Origin of the sequence: Nocardia sp. NBC_01377 (genome assembly GCF_045040005.1) — a bacterium.
Classification (GTDB): Bacteria; Actinomycetota; Actinomycetes; order Mycobacteriales; family Mycobacteriaceae; genus Nocardia; species Nocardia noduli.
Genome location: NZ_CP109566.1, coordinates 3,226,130 through 3,247,130, shown reverse-complemented (window position 1 = coordinate 3,247,130; position 21,001 = coordinate 3,226,130). Strand labels below are relative to the sequence as shown.

At 71.2% G+C, this 21,001-nt stretch carries 7 protein-coding genes; 6 read left to right on the top strand and 1 reads right to left on the bottom strand.

Annotated elements, in window-relative coordinates; all coding sequences use genetic code 11:
- Positions 1-47 precede the first annotated feature (47 nt).
- The 6 genes from OG225_RS15200 to OG225_RS15175 are packed head-to-tail and all read left to right on the top strand — an operon-like array spanning position 48 to position 20,118.
- Positions 48-10,547: a type I polyketide synthase gene (locus OG225_RS15200; protein ID WP_405182247.1), complete on the top strand. Its 10,500-nt coding sequence runs from the start codon at positions 48-50 to the stop codon at positions 10,545-10,547.
- 25 nt (positions 10,548-10,572) lie between these two features.
- Positions 10,573-16,704: a type I polyketide synthase gene (locus OG225_RS15195; protein ID WP_405182246.1), complete on the top strand. Its 6,132-nt coding sequence runs from the start codon at positions 10,573-10,575 to the stop codon at positions 16,702-16,704.
- Positions 16,705-16,733: 29 nt separating this feature from the next.
- Complete coding sequence (locus OG225_RS15190) at positions 16,734-17,606, top strand: 3-hydroxyacyl-CoA dehydrogenase family protein (protein ID WP_405182245.1); 873 nt, start codon at positions 16,734-16,736, stop codon at positions 17,604-17,606.
- Between the two features lie 10 nt (positions 17,607-17,616).
- Positions 17,617-17,892, top strand: a complete 276-nt coding sequence (locus tag OG225_RS15185; RefSeq protein ID WP_405182244.1) for an acyl carrier protein — start codon at positions 17,617-17,619, stop codon at positions 17,890-17,892.
- The gene (locus OG225_RS15180) at positions 17,889-18,998 is read left to right on the top strand and encodes an acyl-CoA dehydrogenase family protein (protein WP_405182243.1); all 1,110 of its coding nucleotides are present in this window, start codon (positions 17,889-17,891) and stop codon (positions 18,996-18,998) included. The genes OG225_RS15185 and OG225_RS15180 overlap by 4 nt, the downstream gene beginning before the upstream one ends.
- 13 nt (positions 18,999-19,011) lie before the next feature.
- On the top strand, positions 19,012-20,118 hold the full coding sequence (locus OG225_RS15175) for an HAD-IIIC family phosphatase (RefSeq protein ID WP_405182242.1): 1,107 nt from the start codon (positions 19,012-19,014) through the stop codon (positions 20,116-20,118).
- A 128-nt stretch (positions 20,119-20,246) separates the two neighbouring features.
- On the opposite strand, the gene OG225_RS15170 is transcribed toward OG225_RS15175, so the two are convergent.
- The gene (locus OG225_RS15170; protein WP_405182241.1) at positions 20,247-20,912 is read right to left on the bottom strand and encodes a class I SAM-dependent methyltransferase; all 666 of its coding nucleotides are present in this window, start codon (positions 20,910-20,912) and stop codon (positions 20,247-20,249) included.
- Positions 20,913-21,001: the final 89 nt, after the last annotated feature.

The following is a 21,001-nucleotide window of genomic DNA, read 5'->3' as shown; positions in this document are numbered from 1 at the left end:
ACAACCGAAGCGGACCAGCGCGCATCCGGACGAACGGCAGGAGCACGGTGACCGAACAGAAGCTACGCGAATACCTCAATCGGGTCACCGTCGACCTGCGGCGCACTCGCAGGCAACTCGCCGAGGCCGAAGCCACCGGGCACGAGCCGATCGCGATCGTCTCCATGGGCTGCCGCTTCCCCGGTGGGGTCCGCACCCCCGAACAACTGTGGGAACTGCTGGCCGAGAACCGGGACACCACCACCCCGGTTCCGGAAGACCGAGGCTGGGATCTGGCGCCGCTGAGCGCGGGCAATGTGTCCTCCCGCGGCGCCTTCATCGACGGGATCGCCGATTTCGACGCCGCCTTCTTCGCCGTCTCCCCGCACGAGGCGACCGCGATGGATCCGCAGCAGCGGCTGCTGCTGACCACCGTCTGGGAAGCGATCGAGCGGGCAGGCATCGATCCGGCGTCGCTGCGCGGAACCGCCACCGGCCTGTACGCCGCAGCCGTCGATCAGGGGTACGCCCAGGTAGCGCTCGACGCCTCCGATGCCGTCCGGAATTTCATCGTCACCGGCAACTCGATGAGTGTGCTGGCGGGCCGGGTGTCGTACACGCTCGGACTGGAAGGGCCCGCGCTGACCGTGGACACCGCGTGTTCGTCCTCGCTCGTCGGCGTGCACCTCGCCGCCCAGGCGCTGCGCCGCCGGGAGTGCGCGCTCGCGCTGGCCGCCGGGGTCACGGTGATGTCGCTGCCCTTGGTCTACGCCGAATTCGGCAGGCAGGGCGCGATGTCGGAAGACGGTCGATGCAAGGCGTTCTCGGCCACCGCGGACGGCACCGGATGGGGTGAGGGTGTCGGCGTCCTGCTGCTGGAGCGGCTCTCCGACGCGCAACGCAACGGGCATCCGGTACTGGCCGTCATCCGCGGTTCCGCCGTGAACCAGGACGGTGCCAGCAATGGTCTGACCGCCCCGAACGGCCCGTCCCAGCAGCGTCTGCTGCGCGCGGCGCTGGCCGATGCCGGACTCGCCGCCGCCGACGTGGACGCGGTCGAGGCGCACGGCACCGGAACCACACTCGGCGACCCGATCGAGGCGGACGCGCTGCTGGCCACCTATGGCCGGGACCGGCCCGCCGACCGGCCGCTGTGGCTCGGCTCCCTGAAATCGAATATCGGGCACACCCAGGCGGCGGCGGGGGTCGCGGGCATCATCAAGACCGTGCTGGCACTCGGACGCGGCGTGCTGCCCCGGTCCCTGCACATCACCGAGCCCACGCCGCACGTCGACTGGTCGGGCGGCGCTGTCCGGTTGCTCACCGCGAGCCGACCGTGGCCGCAGACCGAAAGGCCCAGGCGGGCAGGCATTTCGGCCTTCGGTATGAGCGGTACCAACGCGCACGTGATCCTCGAACAGGCACCCATCCCGGAACCCGACCCCGCCCGTGCACCGATGTCGGCCCCCGAACCGGTGTCGGATCGTGAACCTGCGCCAGTCTCCGAACCTGCGCACGCTCGCGGTCCGATGTCGGCCTCTGGACCTGCGCCCGCTGTCGGACTCGCGCCTGTCGTCGGACCTGCGTCCGCTCGCGAACGCACCCCTGGGCATGCGCTCGGCAGTGTCGAGCCGCACCCTTCGGCCGCACCGTACGTACTGGCCGGACGCACGCCCGCCGCGCTGCGCGACCAGGCGGCCCGGCTGGCCGACCTGCTGACCGCCGACCCGTCCGCCGACCTCGCCGATATCGGGTTCTCGCTGGTCACCACCCGGACGGCGTTCGAGCACCGCGCAGCGGTGATCGCGGCCGACCGCGTGGAACTGCTCGACGGCCTCGGCGCGCTGGCGCGAGACCGAAGCGCGCCGAATGTCGTTGTCGGTGACAGTGAATCGGGCGTCGGCAGGACGGTTTCGGTATTCCCGGGCCAGGGCGCCCAGTGGGCGGGCATGGCCCGTGCCCTGCTCGCCGATGCGCCGGTCTTCGCCGCATCGATCGCCGAATGCGAGCAGGTCATGGCCGGACTCGTGGACTGGTCGCTGACCGATGTCCTGTCCGGCGCACCTGGCGCGCCGTCGCTCGAACGCGTCGACGTGGTTCAGCCCGCGCTGTTTGCGATGATGGTCTCCCTCGCCGCGCTCTGGCGCTCGTGGGGAGTCGAACCCGCCGCGGTCGTCGGTCACAGTCAGGGCGAGATCGCCGCCGCCGTTGTGGCGGGCGGCCTGTCCCTGGCCGACGGCGCGAAGGTCGTCGTCCTGCGCAGCCGCGCTATCGGGGCGCTGGCCGGGCGGGGCGGCATGGTCGCGCTCGCGATCGGGCACGAGGAAGCGGCGGCGGAGATCGCGTCATGGGGTGGCCGGGTCTCGGTGGCGGCCGTCAACGGCCCTGCCGCCGTCGTCGTCTCCGGTGATCCCGACGCTCTCGCCGCACTGGTCGCCCGCTGTGGCGAACGCGGCGTACGCACGACGACGGTGCCCGTCGACTACGCCTCGCACTCGGCCCAGGTCGAAACGATCCGGGACGAGTTGCTGACCGCGCTGGCCGATATCACCCCGCGTACCGGTCGCGTCCCGCTGTTCTCCACCCTCACCGGCGACTGGCTCGACACCGCCGAGATGACCGCCGACTACTGGTATCGCAATCTGCGCGGCACCGTTCGGTTCGAGGCCGCGATCGGGAATCTGGCGCGGCAGGGATACGACGTATTCGTCGAGGTCTCGCCGCATCCGGTTCTCGCCGTGCCGATCCAGGACACCGTAGCGGCCGCTGGTCCGGGTGCCGCGGTGGTCACGGGGAGCCTGCGCCGCGACGATGGTGACCTGCGGCGGCTCAGGACCTCAGCCGCCGAACTGTGGGTTCGTGGCGTAACCGTAGACTGGACAACAGCTTTCGCTGGCGCCCAGGCGGTCGGACTGCCCACCTACGCGTTCCAGGAACGGCGGTTCTGGCCGGAACCCACCGAGAGGGCAGGCCGTGCCGATATGCCCGCCGACAACGGATTCTGGGATCTGGTCGACCGTGGCGACCCGGAGGAACTGGCCAGGGTCCTGGCGGTCGACGCCGAACCGCTCGGCCGGGTGCTGCCCGCGCTCGGCGCCTGGCGTCGGGGCCGTGACGAACCCGCCGACCGGCTCCGCTATCGCGTCGTCTGGCACCGGCTCGCCGACCCGTCGGCCGCCGTGCTCACCGGCCGCTGGCTGCTCGTGCTGCCCGCCGGGCAGGGGCAGTCACCGCACGCCCGGTGGATCACGCATGCACTGACCGAGCTCGGCGCCGACGTCGACTATGTCGAACTCGCCGACGAGGACATCGACCGTGCCCGGCTCGCCGCCCGCCTGGGCACCGCCACCACCGCCGCGACCGCGCCGACCGGCATCGTCTCGCTGCTGTCGAGCGCCGAGCGGCCGCACCCCGAATATGCGGCCTTGCCGGTCGGCGCTGCTCTGACAGTCACTCTGCTGCAAACACTTTCGGATCTCGGCTGGACGGCCCCGCTGTGGTGCGTCACCTCCGGTTCCGTCACCATCGGTGCCGCCGATCCGCTCACCGCTCCCCGGCAGGCGATGGTGTGGGGCACGGGTATGGTGGCTGCTCTCGAACAGTCGCAGCGGTGGGGCGGCCTGCTGGATCTGCCACCGGAACCGGACGATCTCGCCCGGTTGCGGTTCGGCGCCGCCCTCGCCGGGACGGGCACGGTCGCGGGGGAAGACCAGCTGGCACTACGACCGAGCGGACTGTTCGCCCGCAGACTCGTGCGCGCCCCGCGCCCGCCGATCCAGGACCGCCGCCCCTGGCGTCCGCGCGGCACCGTCCTGCTGACCGGCGGTACGGGAGCCGTCGGTGCGCATCTCGCCCGCTGGCTGGCACGTGGCGGCGCGGAGCACCTGGTGCTGCCCGGCCGCCGCGGCGCGGACACGCCCACCGCCGAGCAGTTGCGCGCCGACGTCACCGCGTGCGGTGCCCGGCTGAGCATGCCCGTCTGCGACCTCGCCGAGCGCGACCAGGTCGAACGGCTGCTCGCCGATCTCGACGCCGATGGCACCCCGGTTTCCGCGGTGGTGCACGCGGCCGCGTTCATTGCCCTCGCGCCGCTCGCGACCACACCGATCCCAGCGTTCGCCGAGGTGGTCGCGGCCAAGGCGGCCGGTGCCGCGCATCTCGACGCCCTGCTCGATCGAGACCTCGACGCCTTCGTCCTCGTATCCTCGATCGCGGGTCTGTGGGGCAGTGGCGATCACGGCGCCTACGCGGCGGGCAACGCCTACCTGCACGCGCTGGCCCAGCACCGCCGCGCCAGGGGACTGGCCGCGACCACCGTGGACTGGGGCGTCTGGCAGACCGGCGATCCCGGCGCGTCGCCGGGCACCGACCTGTTCAAGCTGGACGAGCACGGCCTGCGCCGCATGGATCCGGATACGGCCGTCGCGGCTCTGCAACAGATCCTCGACGACGACGAGACGGTCATCGCGGTCGCCGACGTGGATTGGGAACGGTTCGCTCCCGTCTTCGCGTCGAGCCGCCCCAGTGCCTTGCTGCGCACTGTTCCCGAGGCGCGCGCCGCGCTGCGGGGTAGTACCGCCGATGCGTCGGATCCGGTCGCGGCGCGGCTGCGTCGGCGGCTGGACCGGCTGCCCGCGACCGAACGGGCCCGCGCCGTGCTCGACCTCGTCCGCAGCGAAGCCGCCGCGGTTCTCGGTCACGACTCGCCGCGACAGATACCGCCGGGCAAGGCATTCCAGGAGCTGGGCTTCGCCTCGCTGACCGCCGTCGAACTGCGCAATCGGCTCGATACCGTCACCGGGCTCCGGCAGCCCTCCTCGCTCGTCTTCGACCATCCGTCCGCGGGCGCGCTCGCCGCGCACCTCGAAGCCGAACTGTTCGGAGTGCGGGCCGTCGATACCCCGGTCGCCGCGCTTGTCACGGACCGCGCGGACGACGACGACACAATCGCGATCGTCGCGATGAGCTGCCGTCTGCCCGGCGGCATCGACTCCCCCGAAAAGCTGTGGCAGCTCCTGCGAGCGGGCGGCGATACGGTCGCGGGCTTCCCCGCCGACCGGGGCTGGCCAGGGGCCGAGCTCTTCGATCCCGACCCGGACAACCCCGGCACCGTGACCACTCGGCACGGCGGATTCCTCTCCGACGCCGCCGAATTCGACGCGGCCTTCTTCGGGATATCGCCGCGCGAGGCCGTCGCCATGGATCCGCAACAGCGGCTGCTGCTCGAAACCTCGTGGGAGACCATGGAACGGGCCGGTCTGGATCCGGAAGCGCTGCGCGGATCCCGCACGGGCGTCTACATCGGCGTCAACTACAGCGATTACGGCGCCGCCGTCGCCGGGTCGGGGCAGGGCGATGGGCACCTGCTGACAGGTAGCGCCCCGAGCATCGTCTCCGGTCGCATCGCCTACACCTTCGGTCTGGAGGGGCCCGCCATCACCGTCGACACCGCCTGCTCGTCCTCGCTGGTGGCACTGCACACGGCGGTTCGCGCGCTGCGCGGCGGTGACTGCTCGCTCGCCCTGGTCGGCGGCGTCGCGGTGATGTCGACACCGGGCGCGATCGTGAGTTTCTCCCGGCAGCGCGGCCTGGCAGGCGACGGCCGCTGCAAGGCATTCGCCGAGGCCGCCGACGGCATGGGCATGGGCGAGGGGGTCGGCGTCCTGCTCGTCGAGCGGCTCGGCGACGCCCGCCGCAACGGGCATCCGGTGCTGGCGGTGCTGCGCGGTTCGGCCGTGAACTCCGACGGTGCCAGCAACGGCCTGTCCGCGCCCAACGGACCGTCGCAGCGGCGGGTCATCCTGGCGGCACTGGCCGATGCCGGGCTGTCGGGCGCCGACGTCGACGTGGTCGAGGCGCACGGCACCGGAACCACGCTCGGCGACCCGATCGAGGCGCAGGCGCTGCTGGCCACCTACGGACAGGATCGCCCGGCCGAACGACCGGTACTGATCGGCTCGCTCAAATCGAATATCGGCCACACCCAGGCCGCATCCGGTGTCGCCGGCGTGATGAAAATGGTACTGGCACTGCGCCACGGGCAGGTTCCGAAGACGTTGCATGTCGATCGCCCGACCAGCCACGTCGACTGGGACACGGGTGCGGTGACGCTCGTGACCGAATCCGTGCCGTGGCCGGAGACCGGCCGCGCGCGCCGGGCCGCCGTCTCGTCCTTCGGACTCAGTGGTACCAACGCGCACGTCCTGCTCGAACAGGCGCCCGAACCCGACGCGGTCGCCGCCCGGTCGGATGCGCCGCCAGGACCGCTGGCCTGGGTGCTCTCTGCTCGAACCCCCGACGCGCTCGCGGATCAGGCCGTGCGGCTACGGGAACACCTGGCGCGGACCGGTGGCACCGACGCCGCCGATATCGGGCGCGCGCTCGCCGGGCGCACCGCGTTCGCGCATCGTCGGGTGCTGGTCGGCGACCGCGACGAACTCACCGCGGCACTGGATCTGGTCGCCGATGGAATTGACACGCCTGCAACGGTTTCCGGTGTGCAGGACGCAGAGGGGCGCACGGTCTTCGTCTTCCCCGGGCAGGGTTCCCAGTGGGTCGGAATGGCCAGGGGTCTGCTCGCCGGCTCACCGGTGTTCGCCGACCGGATGGCCGAATGCGATGCCGCGCTGTCCGCCCATGTCGACTGGTCGCTGCTTGAGGTGGTGCGCTCGGCTGCCCCGCTGGACCGGGTGGAAGTGGTGCAGCCGGTGCTGTTCGCGGTCATGGTGTCGCTCGCGGCGGTCTGGCGGTCGCTCGGCGTGCGGCCCGACGCGGTCATCGGCCATTCGCAGGGCGAGATCGCCGCTGCCGTCGTCGCGGGCGGGCTCTCGCTCGCAGACGGTGCTCAGGTGGTGGCACTGCGCTCACGCGCGCTCGGCGAACTCGCCGGGACGGGCGCGATGGTGTCGATCGCGCTGCCGCTGCCTGCGGTGCAACGATTGCTCACGCCGTGGGGGGAGCGGCTCTCGGTGGCCGCCGTGAACGGGCCGTCGGCCGTGGTCGTCTCGGGTGAGCCCGCCGCGATCACCGAACTGTCGGCCGCCTGCGAGATCGACGGCATCCGGGTCCGGCGCATCGACGTGGACTACGCGTCGCACTCGGCGCAGGTGCGCCCGATCGAGGCCGGGCTGCGCCGGGCGCTCGGCACGATCACGCCGGTCGCCGCCGAGATCCCGCTGTTCTCCACGGTGACGGGCGAATGGCTCGACACAGCCGTCATGGATGCCGACTACTGGTATGAAAATCTGCGCCGCACAGTTCGTTTCGAGTCAGGCGTGCGCGCATTGGCGGAGCAGGGATTCACCAGCTTCATCGAGGTGAGTCCCCATCCGGTGCTGACGGTCCCGATCGAGCAGACACTCGAGTCCGCCGGGCGCGACGGTGTCGTACTCGCCACCCTGCGTCGCGACGAGCCGGACCTGGGACGGCTGCTGCTTTCCCTCGGCGAGGCGTGGTCGTACGGGCGGCCGGTGGACTGGCGGACGTTCTTCGCCGACGCCAGGCCCGTCGACCTGCCGACCTATCCTTTCCAGCACCGGCACTACTGGGCGTTACCCCTCGCGGGTGCCCACGGCGCGGACGTGGCCGCTGCCGGCCTCGACGCGGCCGGGCATCCGCTGCTGGGCGCGGCCTCCGAGGTCGCCGATACCGGTGAGATCCTGCTCAGCGGCCGGCTGTCGGTGCGAAGCCACCCGTGGCTGGCCGACCACGCGGTATCGGACGCGGTGCTGCTGCCCGGTGCGGCCTTCGTCGAACTCGCGTTGCGGGCCGCGGCCGAAGCGGGCTGTGCCACGCTGGGGGAACTCACGCTGGAAGCGCCGCTGGTGCTGCCCGCCACCGAGGCGGTGCGCGTTCAGGTTCGGGTGGGTGCGCCCGCGGAGGACGGCGAACGCGCACTGTCCATCCACTCACGCCGCGACGACGGTCTCGATTCGCGCTGGGTCAGGCATGCGACCGGGACAGCGTGCGGGTCCGCCGTCACACCCGCCACCGATGCGCTGACCTGGCCGCCACCGGGTGCGTCGCCGGTGGCGGTCGATGATCTGTACGACCGGTTCGGCGAATCCGGCTACCGGTACGGTCCCGCGTTCCGTGGCGTCCGGGCCGCCTGGCGGCGCGGTGACGAGGTCTTCACCGAGGTTCGCCTGCCCGAGCACGACGGTCCCGCCGCCACGGCCTACGGCATTCACCCCGCCCTGCTCGATGCCACATTGCACGGAATCCGGCTCGGTCCCGTGGGTGATGTCGCGCCGGAACCGGGCGTCGCGCGGGTCCCCTTCTCCTGGAATCAGGTGAGCCTGCACGCGGCCGGGGCGACAGCGTTACGCGTTCGGCTGGCCTTCGACCCCGGCGGCGATGTGACGATCCACGCCACCGACTTCCACGGGCAGCCCGTGGTCTCGGTCGCGGCCCTGGCGGTCCGCCCGATCCGGACGGATTCGCTGCGCGGCACCGCCGCGCCGGACGCGTTGTTCCGGGTGGCATGGACAGCGCTGCCCGAACTCGGCGCGGAACCGCCGCCCACGGGACGGTGGGTCACGCTCGCGGCGCTGGGCGCACGCCGCGACCTCGCGGCCGGAACCGCCCGGAACACCGCCGATTTCGGGCCACCTCCCGCGCCGTCGGCCGCCGATGCGGATATGAACGGGCGCGGCACCGATTTCGGGGCAAGCCAGGGGCTGTCAGCCGACACCGATGGCTGTCGGCGCGCGACCGTGACCGGAGCGGACACCGTACTGCCGGACACTTGCACCGACCTCGCGGCTCTTGGCGCCGCGATCGACCGCGGCACGCCGGTGCCGGACGTGGTACTCATCGAATCCCGTTGCACCGGATCGGATTCCGCGTCCGTGCACCGGACGACGGCCACCGCGCTCGCGCTGATCCAGCAGTGGATCGCCGACGACCGGTACTGCGGCAGTCGGCTGATCTTCGTGACCAGGGGCGCCGTCGAGGCGATTCCCGGCGAGGGCGTGTCCGACCTGGCGAATGCAGCGCTGTGCGGTCTCGTCCGCACAGCACAGTCCGAATACCCGGATCGCTTCGTGCTGGTCGATACCGCATCGGTCGATACCGCATCGGTCGACGTCGAGTACCCGGCCGAACTCCTCGCTCTGCTGCCCCCCGGCCTGGCCGCCGGTGAACCGCAACTTGCGGTCCGTGCGGGCGTCCTGCTCGCCGCCCGGCTGGTGCGGGCACCGGCTCCCGCTGCCGAGGTGACACCGTTCGACCCGTCCGGCACGGCGCTGATCACCGGCGCGAGCGGGGTTCTCGGCGGACTGATGGCCCGACATCTGGTGCGCGAGTATGGGATTCGCAGGCTGCTGCTGATCAGCCGCCGAGGTCCGGACGCGCCGGGGGCCGCCGCTCTGGCCGCCGATCTCGGCGAACTGGGTGCCGAGGCGGAGTTCGTCGCGTGCGACGTCACCGACCGCGACCAGCTCGCCGCGGCCCTGGCACGAGTTACGCGTGCGCATCCGCTGACCGCTGTGGTCCACGCGGCGGGCGTGCTCGACGACGGCATCGTGACATCCCAGACCGCCGAGCGTCTCGACGCGGTACTGAGACCCAAGGTCGACGGCGCTCTGCACCTGCACGAGCTGACCCGCGATCTGCCGCTGTCGGCGTTTCTGCTGTTCTCCTCCGCCGCCGGTGTCATCGGCAACGCGGGCCAGGCGGGCTACGCCGCCGCCAACGCGTTCCTGGACGCACTCGCGAGCCACAGGCGCGCGCGTGGCCGCACCGCCCAGTCCATCGCGTGGGGACTCTGGGAGCGACGCAGCGAGATGACCGGCAGCCTCGATGACGCCGGACTGGAAAGGATGACCCGCGGTGGTGTGTCGGCGTTCTCGGACTCCGAGGGTCTCGCGCTGTTCGATGCGGTGCTGCGCCAGGACGCGGCGCTGCTGGTGCCCGTGCGCCTCGACCGCGGCGGGCAGCGTCCGGCGGCCGCGGTGCCCGCCCTGATGCGAAGCCTGGTTCGCGGCGTGGTCCGGCCGATGGCGGCGAGCGCCGCTGCCGCGGAGGCGAACTCGCTGCGCCGCCGCCTGACCGAAGTCGGTGCGCCGGATCGGAAGACGCTGCTGGAGGATCTCGTCCGGGAGAAGGTCGTTCGGGTGCTGCGCTATTCGGGCGTGGCCGAGGTCGATCCGGAACTCGCCTTCCAGGAACTCGGATTCGACTCACTGACCTCGGTCGAGTTACGCAACCAGCTCAACGCGGCGACCGGATTGCGAATGCCCGCCACGCTCGTCTTCGACCATCCGACCCCCGCGGCGGTGGCGGCGTATATCGCCGAGCGCCTGGCGCCCGAGGACGTTTCGGCGGAACCGACTGCGGGGGAACCGGTGTCGAGTATCGACGACGAATCGGTGCGCCACCTGCTCGCCACGATCTCGCCGCAGCGTCTGCGCTCGTCCGGCCTCCTGGACGCGCTGCTGGGTCTGCGGGAACCGGGGCAGGCGGAGCGGCCGGCACCGGACGGGCCGGAAACGATCGAACCGGAATCGATCGCGGATATGGATGTCGACGATCTGGTGCGCATGGCCCTCGGTGACCGCCGTGCCTGACCGGATCGACAGCGAAAGGACCGCTATGACAACGGACCAGGTGGTCGAGGCGCTGCGCGCCGCCCTGCTGGACAACCAGCAGTTGCGCCGGGAGAACCGCAGGCAGGCCGAACAGGCGATGGAACCCGTCGCGATCGTCGGGATGAGCTGCCGCTTTCCCGGTGGCGTTCGCACGCCCGATGAGCTCTGGGCGTTGCTGATCGCCGAGCGCGACGGTGTCACACCCGTCCCCGCCGACCGCGGCTGGGACCTGCCGAGGGAGGACGGCGCGCCTGCCCTCGCGGGCGGATTCCTGCGCGACGCGATGGAATTCGACGCCGGCTTCTTCGGGATCTCCCCGCGCGAGGCGCTCGCGATGGACCCGCAGCAGCGGTTGCTGCTCGAGGTCTGCTGGGAGAGCATCGAACGCGCGGGTATCGATCCGCAGAGCCTGCGCGGCGGCGATACCGCTGTTTTCGCCGGCGTCATCAACAGCGAGTACGGCAGCAGGCTCGCGCACGCGCCGGAGGATCTGGCCGGATTCCTCGGCACCGGAACCATTCCCAGCGTCGTCTCCGGTCGCGTTTCCTATCTGCTCGGGTTGCAGGGGCCCGCAGTCAGTCTCGACACCGCGTGCTCGTCCTCGCTGGTCGCGATTCACCTGGCCTGTCAGGCTCTCAGGTCGGGGGACACCTCCCTCGCTCTCGCCGGTGGCGTCACCGTGATGTCCGGGCCCGGTGTGCTCAGCGGAGCGTCGCGACAGGGTGGCCTCGCCCGCGACGGCCGCTGTAAATCGTTCTCCGACAGCGCCGATGGCGCGGCCTTCGGTGAAGGTGTCGGCGTGGTCGTGCTGGAGCGCCTCGGCGATGCGCGACGCCGTGGCCATCCGGTACTGGCGATCATTCGCGGCTCGGCCGTCAACCAGGACGGCGCGAGCAACGGCCTGACCGCGCCGAACGGTCCCGCGCAGGTGCGGGTCATCCGGAAGGCACTGAGCAATGCCGGTCTGTCGCCCGCCGATGTCGATGTGCTCGAGGCGCACGGCACCGGCACGGTACTCGGCGATCCGATCGAGGCGCAGGCGGTGCTGGAGGTCTATGGTCGCGACCGTCCGTCCGGGCGCCCCCTGCTGATGGGGTCGCTGAAATCCAACCTGACCCACACGCAAGCCGCTGCCGGTGTCGGCGGTGTCATCAAGATGGTGCTGGCGATGCGCCACGGTGTGCTGCCCCGGTCGCTGCACATCGATGAACCGAGCGGCCGAATCGATTGGGGCCAGGGCGATGTCGCGCTGCTGACCTCCACGCGGCCGTGGCCGGTCACCGGGCAGCCGCCCCGGGCGGCGGTGTCGTCCTTCGGCGCGAGCGGCACCAACGCGCACGTGGTCATCGAATCCGCGCCAGGGCACGCGGACGCCGCGCCGCCCGCCCGCGTGCCGGGGCCGACGGCCTGGACGCTGTCCGCGCGGACGCCCGTCGCCCTGCGCGCACAGGCGCGGCGGCTGCACGCGCATGTGACCGCCGACCCGGACCTGCATCCGGCGGATATCGGAATATCGCTGGCACTGGGCCGATCCCGATTCGCGGAACGCGCGGTAGTGGTCGGCGCCGACCGCGCCGAACTGCTCGACGCACTGGACGAACTCGTGCGCGCCGACAGTGACCGGGTCGGCGCCACCGCGCGCAAACCAGGCAAGGTCGTCTTCGTCTTCCCCGGTCTCGGCTCGGAATGGCCGGGGATGGCCGCCGAACTGCTCGACAGCTCACCGGCGTTCGCCGAGCGCATGGCCGATTGCGCACGCGCGCTGGCGGATCACCTCGACTGGTCACCGATCGCGGTGCTGCGGCAGGAGCCGGGCGCACCCGCCATCGACGACGTGGAAGTGCTACAACCGGTGCTGTTCTCGGTGCTGGTGTCGCTGGCGGCGGTGTGGCGGGCCCACGGCATCGAGCCCGCCGCGGTGATCGGGCACAGCCAGGGCGAGGTGGCCGCTGCCTGTGTCGCCGGCATCTTGTCCCTGGCCGACGCCGCCGCGATCGCGGTCGGTCGCAGCCGTGCCCTGGCCGCCGTGACCGGCGGCGGAGCGATGGCCACCGTGCTGCTCACCGCGGGCGACGCGGAGAAACTGATCGACGGATACGGCGACCGGCTGTCCATCGCCGCGGTCAACGGCCCGCGCGTGGTCGTGCTCGCCGGCGAGGCGGACGCCCTCGATGAATTCCTCGCCGAATCCGATGACGTGATGGCGTTCCGGACCCCGATCGACTACGCACCGCATTCGGCCGCCATCGATTCGGTGCGGGACGCGCTGCTCGCCTCGCTCGCCGGGGTGACACCGGGCGCGGGGACCGTTCCGATGCTGTCGACCACCGATGCCGCGTGGGTGCGACCCGCCGAGCTCGGACCGGAGTACTGGTTCCGCAACCTGCGGCAGACGGTGCGTTTCCACGAGACGCTGCGGATCATGTTCGACGCGGGATACCGGACTTTCGTCGAGGTCGGCCCGCATCCCACGCTGACCTTCAATATTCAGGACGCGGCCGCGGACGCCGGTCTCGACGACCTCACCGTGCTCGAAACGCTGCGCCGGGACGAGGGGAACGCGCGACGCCTGCTCACGGCGCTCGGTGCGGCGCACGTGTCAGGGTTGCCGGTCGACTGGCGTCCGGTCTTCGAACGTGTGGGCGCGCGGCGGGTCGACCTGCCGACCTACGGCTTCCAGCGCGAGCGCTATTGGCTCGATCCGGCCCCGGCGGGCGGTGACCCCGCCGCCATCGGACAGGACGATCCACGGCATCCGCTGCTGCGCGCCGCGGTCGAATTGCCCGATGGGGGCGGCACGGTGTTCACCGGACGGCTGTCGGTGGCGATCCAGCCGTGGCTGGCCGATCATGCCGTGCGCGGCACTGTGCTGCTGCCCGGCGTCGCCTACCTTGAGATGGCGTCCCACGCCGGGCGGCTGCTCGGCTGCGAGCTGATCGAGGAACTCACCCTCGCCGCGCCTCTGGTACTGCCCGGCGGAGCCGACGGCCGCGCTATCCGGCTGCGTCTGACCGTCGGCGCGCCCGATCGGGCCGGTCGCCGTGCCATCGACATACATTCGCGTACAGATGATTCCGAGCCCGACGCGGAGTGGACCGGTCACGGCAGCGGCGTGCTGGCCCCCGCGCCGGTTCCGGTTCCCCCCGAGTCACCACCGGCGTCGTGGCCGCCGACGGGCGCGCGGCGGATGCGAGTCGCGCGACTCTACGACATTCTGGACGCGCGCGGTGTGGAGTACGGTCCGGCCTTCCGTGGTCTACGTGACGCCTGGGCGTCCGGCGGGGAGGTCTTCGCCGAGGTCGCGCTACCGGAAACCGTGGCCGACGGGTTCGGTGTGCACCCCGCACTGCTGGACGCCTTTCTGCACACGATCACCCTGCGCGACGCCGAGGCCGACACCGATCCGGCCGCGCAGCCCGCCGCTTCCGGTGTGCCCCTGCCATTTTCGTGGCAGCACGTGCACATCCACGCCGATGCTCCCGCAGGCCGCGTGCTGCGCGTCACGCTCCGGCCGCGGGGCCCGGACGCGGTATCACTCGAGGTCGCCGACGAGGACGGGCGGCCGGTCGTGACCGTCGGCACGCTGACCATGCGCACCGCGTCCTTCGACTCGCTGCGCACCCCGACCGATTCGCTGTTCCGTGTCGAATGGCCGCAGCTCGATACTTCCGCCGCGAGCGGCACGGTGGGCCGCTGGGCCGTGATCGGCGACGACCGATTGCCGAGCGACCCGCTGCCCGGCCTGGCCCAGGACCGGCAGCTGCCCGGTGTCGGCGCCGAAACGTCAGGTCTCGACGCGGTACTACTGCCCTGCCTTCCCCCTGATTCGAGTCCCCCCGTCGCGGTACGCGCCGCCACCGCGACGGTGCTGAACCACCTCGGCGCGTGGCTTGCCCGGCCCGCGGGGGATTGTCCACCGCTGATCGTGGTGACGCGCGGCGCCGTCGACGTGGGAACACAGCCCATCGATATCGCGGGCGCTGCCGTGTGGGGTCTGGTCCGCTCCGCCCAGCAGGAGCATCCGGAGCGCTTCATACTGCTCGACACCGACGAAGCCGAGCCGACGACGGAACTGCTCGGTGCGGTGCTGGCCAGCGGTGAACCGCAGGCCGCCCTGCGGGCGGGCGTGATCCACGTCCCCCGGCTCACGCGCGTACGCGCCACCACCGCGCACACCGGACTCTTCGGCGGCGACGGCACCGTGGTGCTGACCGGCGGCGCAGGCACCCTCGCCGGAATTCTGGCCAGGCACCTGGTGACCGCACACGGGGCTCGCCATCTCCTGCTGGCGGGACGGCGCGGTCCGGCGGCGTCCGCGGAACTGGTCGCCGAACTCACGGCGCTCGGCGCGCACGTGTCCGTCGAATCCTGCGACGTGACCGATCGCGCCGCCGTCGACGCGATGCTCGCCCGCATCCCGCACGAGCATCCGCTGACCGCGGTCGTGCACACGGCGGGCATCATCGACGACGCCGTGCTGGGCGAGGTCACCGCGGAACGACTGAACGCGGTACTGCGGCCCAAGGTCGACGGCGCGTGGAATCTGCACGAAGCCACTCTCGCCACTCCGCTGCGCGCGTTCGTGGTGTACTCGTCGGTCGCCGGTGTCTTCGGCGGACCAGGTCAGTCCGCGTACTCGGCGGCCAATGTCGCGATGGACGCCATGATGGTCGCACGCCACCGAGCCGGTCTACCGGCCAAATCGCTGGCCTGGGGTCTGTGGGAGCAGCGCAGCGACCTCACCGGGGCCCTTTCCGAGGCTGACCTCGATCGCATGTCCCGCAGCGGAATTCGCGGTCTCTCCGCCGAGGCGGGTGCCGCGCTGTTCGACGCGGCGCACACCGTGACCGACCCGTTGCTGGTCACCGCCGACCTCGATCTCACCGCATTGCGCGACGGCCCGGTGCCGCCGCTGCTGCGGTCGCTGGTGCGGAGCCGGGGGCGGGTCCGGCCCGCGACCGATGACCGGCTGCGCGACCGGCTGGCCACGGCGAGCGACGGCGAACAGCAGGTCATCCTGTTGGAGACGGTGCGGCAGCTGGCCGCCCAGGTGCTCGGGCACGACGACGCCACCGCGGTCGGCGCGGATGACCAGTTCCTGTCGGTCGGGTTCGATTCGCTGACCGCGCTGGAACTGCGCAACCGCCTGGCGGCGGCACTCGGTATCGCCCTGCTCCCGACCGCCGTGTTCAGCAGCGGTACCCCCACCGCGCTCGCCGAACTGGTTGCCGCGCAGTGGAAGTCCGCGGCGGCACCGCCGGGTCCCGCGACGGCCGCACCGCCGCCGAGCGGGTCCGACGACGACCCGGTCGTCACCTTGTTCCGCAGGCTCGGCAGGCGCGGTAAGGCCGACGAGGCCATCGATCTGCTCAAGAACGCCTCGGCACTGCGGCAGGAGTTCCACACCGCCGCGCAGCTGCGCGGAAGCGACGAACCGCCGCGGCTGGTGCGGATCACCGTCCGCGACGACGCGCCCGAACTGGTGTGTCTCGGTTCCCTGGTCGCTCTCGGCGGCGGTCACCAGTACGCCCGGTTCGTCGCGCAGTTCCGCGGCGTCTACGGGGCGAGCGCGCTGTCGGCGCCGGGTTTCCTGCCCGGCCAGCGTCTCCCGTCGACCATGGCGGCGCTGTTCGACTACCAGGCTGAGGAGATTCTCGAGCGGGTGGGCAGCGATCGCCCGCTGATCCTGCTCGGTTCCTCCTCGGGCGGCATCGTCGCGCACGGCGTGGCCGCGTACCTGGAACAGCGGGGCGTCCGCCCGGCCGCCGTCGTCCTGCTCGACACCTACCTGTCCTCGGACAAGGCGATGACCCAGTTCAACAACGTGCTGCTGGCAGGCATGTTCGATCGCGAGGATCAGGCCGTCCCGATGGACGGCGCGCGGCTCACGGCGATGGGCAAGTACTTCCGGATTCTCGACGACTACACCCCGCCGGTGGTCGAGGCGGCCACCCTGCTGGTGCGGGCCTCCAGCCCGCTGGGCGATTCGGCCCCCGCGGTGGGTGACTGGCGCTCCAGCTGGCCGTCCGCGCAGGCGGTCGTCGACGTTCCCGGCGACCACTTCTCGATGTTGGAGCAGCATTCGGCCACGACAGCAGGCGCCGTCTCCGACTGGCTCGAATCGATCGTGTCGTGACTGGAGCACAAGGAAAGGAAGGCGCATTGATGAAGACGGAATCCGGGTCGGGCACCGCGGGCGGGCAGCTGATCGCCGTGGTCGGGGCCGGCGTCATGGGTGTCGGTATCGCCACTCTGGCGCTGGTTCGCGGGCTGCCGGTCGTACTGGTGGATGTCGACGGCACCCGGCTCGATGACGCCCGCACCAGGGTCGCCGCGGAGTTGCGGATGGCCCAGCTGGTGGGCAGGTTCCCCGACGACGACGCGGCCGGTGCGCCCCTGACCACCACCGCGATCGCCGACGTCGCGTCCGCCACCGTTGTCATCGAGGCGACCACCGAGGACCTCGCGGTGAAGTCGAAGGTGTTCGCCGAGCTGTCGGCGGTGGTGGCGCCCGGCACCCCGCTGGTTTCGAACACCTCGTCGATCCCGATCGACGAACTCGCCGGTTTCGCGCTGCGGCCACAGGATGTCGTCGGCACCCATTTCATGAACCCGCCGTACCTGATTCGGACGGTCGAGGTCATTCGCGGGGTGCGTACCGGTGCCCACACCATGGTGGCGCTGGAGAACGCGCTGGCGGCGCTGGGGCAGGAACCGGTCGTCGTGCGCGACAATCCCGGCTTCGTCACCAGCCGAGTCCTGCACCCGATGATCAACGGCGCGGCGCGAATCGTCGAGCAGGGCACCGCTACCGCCGATGACGTCGACACGCTGATGGAGAACTGCCTCGGTCACCGGACCGGGCCGTTGCGGACCGCCGATCTGATCGGCATCGACAACCTGGTCGATTCGCTCCAGGTCCTCTACGACCGCACCGGCGACGAGGGCTGCCTCCCCTGCGACCTGCTACTGGAGAAGGTCCGGCTCGGTCACCACGGCCGCAAGTCCGGTCGCGGTTTCTACGAGTACACGAACTGAGGAGAAGACAGTGGACGTAACGAATATCCCGGTCGAACAGGCCGAACGCGCGGATATCCAGCAGGGAGTCCTGGATTTCCTGGAAACGCAGACCAAACGCTCGTGGGATCCGCAGGCCGATCTCTTCGCCGCCGGTGGTCTCTCCTCGCTGTTCGCCATGCAGCTCGTGGTGTTCCTGGAGCAGACCTACGGCCTCTCCATTCGCGGAAAGGACCTGCGCCTGGACAATTTCCGCACCGTGGTGAACATGGCGGCGCTGGTGGATCGGCTCCGGGGCGATCAATGACCGGCGGGCTCACCGAGGCCAGGGCCGCGCTCACCGACCTCGTCGGCGACCAGGCCGAGCACTGGGACCGCGCCGGGTTGCTGCCCCGTGACCTGCTGCGGAAACTCGCCGCCGCCGGATACCTGTGCCCGCAGGTCCCGGTCGCGCACGGTGGCCTCGGCTGGGACAGCGCCGTGGACGGCGAGTTCACCGCGCACGTGGGCAGCCTGTGCTCCTCCCTGCGCAGCATCATGACCTCGCAGGGCATGGCGGCCTGGACCATCACGCGGCTCGGGGCCGAAGACCAGCGGGCCGAATTCCTGCCAAGGCTCACCGGCGGGGAATTGGCCGCGGTCGCTTTCAGCGAACCCGCCGCGGGGAGCGACCTCTCGGCCATCGGGACCAGAATCGTTCGCGACGGGGACACCGTCGTCGTCGATGGGCACAAGATCTGGTCGACGGCCGCGGCGTACGCCGATCTCGTCGTTGTGGTGGGAATCATGGACGACGGCGGCGCGGGTGCCGTGGTGGTGCCAACCCGCGCACCCGGTGTCCGGGTGGACCGCATCGCGGACCCCCTCGGTTGCCGCGCCGCCGGACACGCCGACCTGCGTTTCGCGGGGGTGCGGCTGCCCGTGGCGCATCTGCTCGGCGGCGGCGGCCAGTTCTTGCCGCTGGTGGTGACGTCCGCGCTCGCCTACGGGCGGATGTCGGTGGCCTGGGGATGTGTCGGCATCCTGCGCGCGTGCCTGGCGGCCGCCGGGGCGCACGCCAGATCCCGCGAGCAGTTCGGGCGGACGCTCGGCGGCCATCAGCTCGTCGCCCGGCACCTCGCCGACCTACTGGTCGCCGAGCAGACCGCCCTGCGCGTGTGCGAGCACGCGAGTCGCCGCTGGGACGAGGGCGCGCCGGATCAGGTGCTCGCCACCGTGCTCGCCAAACACGTCGGCGCCACCGAGGCGGCCAGGGGCGCCGCTATCGCCGTGCAGGTGCTGGCCTCCGCGGGCACCAGGGACGGGCACGCGGTGGCCCGCGCCTATCGCGACGCCAAATGCATGGAAATCATCGAGGGCAGCAACGAGATGTGTCAGCTGCTGCTGGCCGATCACGTGCTGGCCGATAGCTGACGAAGGGGTGGTCATGGCCGAGAAATCGGTTCCCGCACAACCCGCCACGGTGAAGTGCCTGGTCTGGGACCTCGACAACACACTGTGGCACGGCACGCTGCTGGAAGACGGCGAGGTGGTGCTCGCCGACGCCCTGCGCGCCGTCGTCATCGAACTGGACTCGCGCGGCATCCTGCAATCGATCTCCAGCCGCAACGATCACGACCTGGCTTGGGCCCGGCTGGAGGTGTTCGGGCTCGCGGAGTATTTCGTCCTGCCCGAGATCGGCTGGGGGCGCAAGTCCGACGCGGTGCGCCGCATCGCGGAGCGGCTGAACTTCGCGCCGGCGACCATCGCGTTCATCGACGATCAGCCCGCCGAACGGGCCGAGGTGACCTACCATCTGCCCGAGGTCCGCTGCTACCCGGCGGAGGCCGCCGCGACACTCACCGGCCTGCCCGAGTTCAGGCCGGTGGCGAGCACGGTGGATTCGCGGCGGCGCCGAGAGATGTATCAGGCGGGGTTCCGGCGCGACGCCGAACGCGCCGAATTCGACGGTGCGGACGAGGACTTCCTGCGCTCGCTGGAACTGGTCCTGCGGATCGGGCCCGCCACCGAGGAGGAGCTGTCCAGAGTCGAGGAGCTGACGCTGCGCACCAGCCAGATGAACGCCACCGGTGTGCACTACTCCGACGAGACGTTGCGCGGGCTGCTGCGGGATCCGGAGCACGAGGTCCTGGTGGCGGCCATGTCCGACAGGTTCGGACCGCACGGTGCGGTGGGCGTCGTCCTGATCGAGAAACGGCCGTCCGTATGGCATCTCAAGCTGCTGGCCACCTCGTGCCGGGTCGTTTCGTTCGGCGCCGGATCGACCGTGCTCGCCTGGCTCGGGGACCGGGCATACCGGGCGGGCACGCATCTGGTCGCCGATTTCCGGCCCACCGACCGTAACCGAATGATGGAGGTCGCCTACCGCTTCGCGGGCTTCGACGACGAGCCGTGCGAGTGCCGCGACGCGCTGGCCGCGCCCGAGGTCGCGGGGGTCGAGCGACTGCACCTGCTACCCGCGCGATGGGGCGGGTCGACCACGATTCGACTGGATGTGACCGACTCGATCGGTGCGCCCGCGATCGGCGGCTAGCTCGCGCACCGGCGTCTCTGCGCGACGCGGGATCACCACGTCGCGCAGAGGCTACGGTGATCGGTGCACGAAGAGGCTGGCGCACAAGGCTTTCCGACGTCTCGGCACGATTGCGCCGTCCGATCGGCTCAGGCCAGGCGACGGGCCAGGGTGATGCCGTCCGCCACGGTCAGCATGCTGATCTCCACGCGCTCGTCGGACCGCAGGCGGGCATTGAGTTCGCGCACCCCCTCGGTGTCCGCGTCCTGTGCGGCCGGATCGGCCACCCGCCCGAAGAACAGCGTATTGTCCACGACGATCAGGCCGCCGCGGCGCACGAGCGTCAGCGAGAGTTCGTAGTAGCGCGGGTAATTGGATTTGTCCGCGTCGATGAAGACGAGGTCGAAGCCGCCCGGTCCCTCCTCGGCCAGTAACTCCCGCAGTGTCGTGCCCGCGTCGCCGACCCGCAGGTCGATGCGCGGACTCACTCCCGCGCGCTCCCAGTACGGGGCGCCGATCGCCGGCCACCGGTCGGTGATGTCGCAGGTGACCAGACGGCCGTCGGCGGGCAGTGCGCGCGCGAGGCACAGTGTGCTGTAGCCGGTGAAGGTGCCGATCTCCAGGATCGATCGGGCGTTCACCAGTCCGGCGAGCAGACCGAGGAACTGCCCTTCTTCGGCGAGTACCTGCATGGCGGTCCCACCGGGCAGGTCCGCGGTTTCCGCGCGCAACTCGCGCAGGATCTCGTCGTCCCGCAGGGAGACGTCCCGGATGTACTCGGTGAGTTGTGCTGTGACGGCAATCTGATCGGCCACGGTAGTCCTTCGTCGGCAGCGCTCGGAACGGACGGCGCCCACCGGCGATCCCGCCCGGCGTACTCGCCGCACGCGAAGTCGATGCTGGC

Excerpts from the sequence above, each read along its gene's own strand:
- OG225_RS15195 (WP_405182246.1), top strand. The coding sequence starts at position 10,573 with ATGACAACGGACCAGGTGGTCGAGGCGCTGCGCGCCGCCCTGCTGGAC.
- OG225_RS15190 (WP_405182245.1), top strand. The coding sequence starts at position 16,734 with ATGAAGACGGAATCCGGGTCGGGCACCGCGGGCGGGCAGCTGATCGCC.
- OG225_RS15180 (WP_405182243.1), top strand. The coding sequence starts at position 17,889 with ATGACCGGCGGGCTCACCGAGGCCAGGGCCGCGCTCACCGACCTCGTC.
- OG225_RS15175 (WP_405182242.1), top strand. The coding sequence starts at position 19,012 with ATGGCCGAGAAATCGGTTCCCGCACAACCCGCCACGGTGAAGTGCCTG.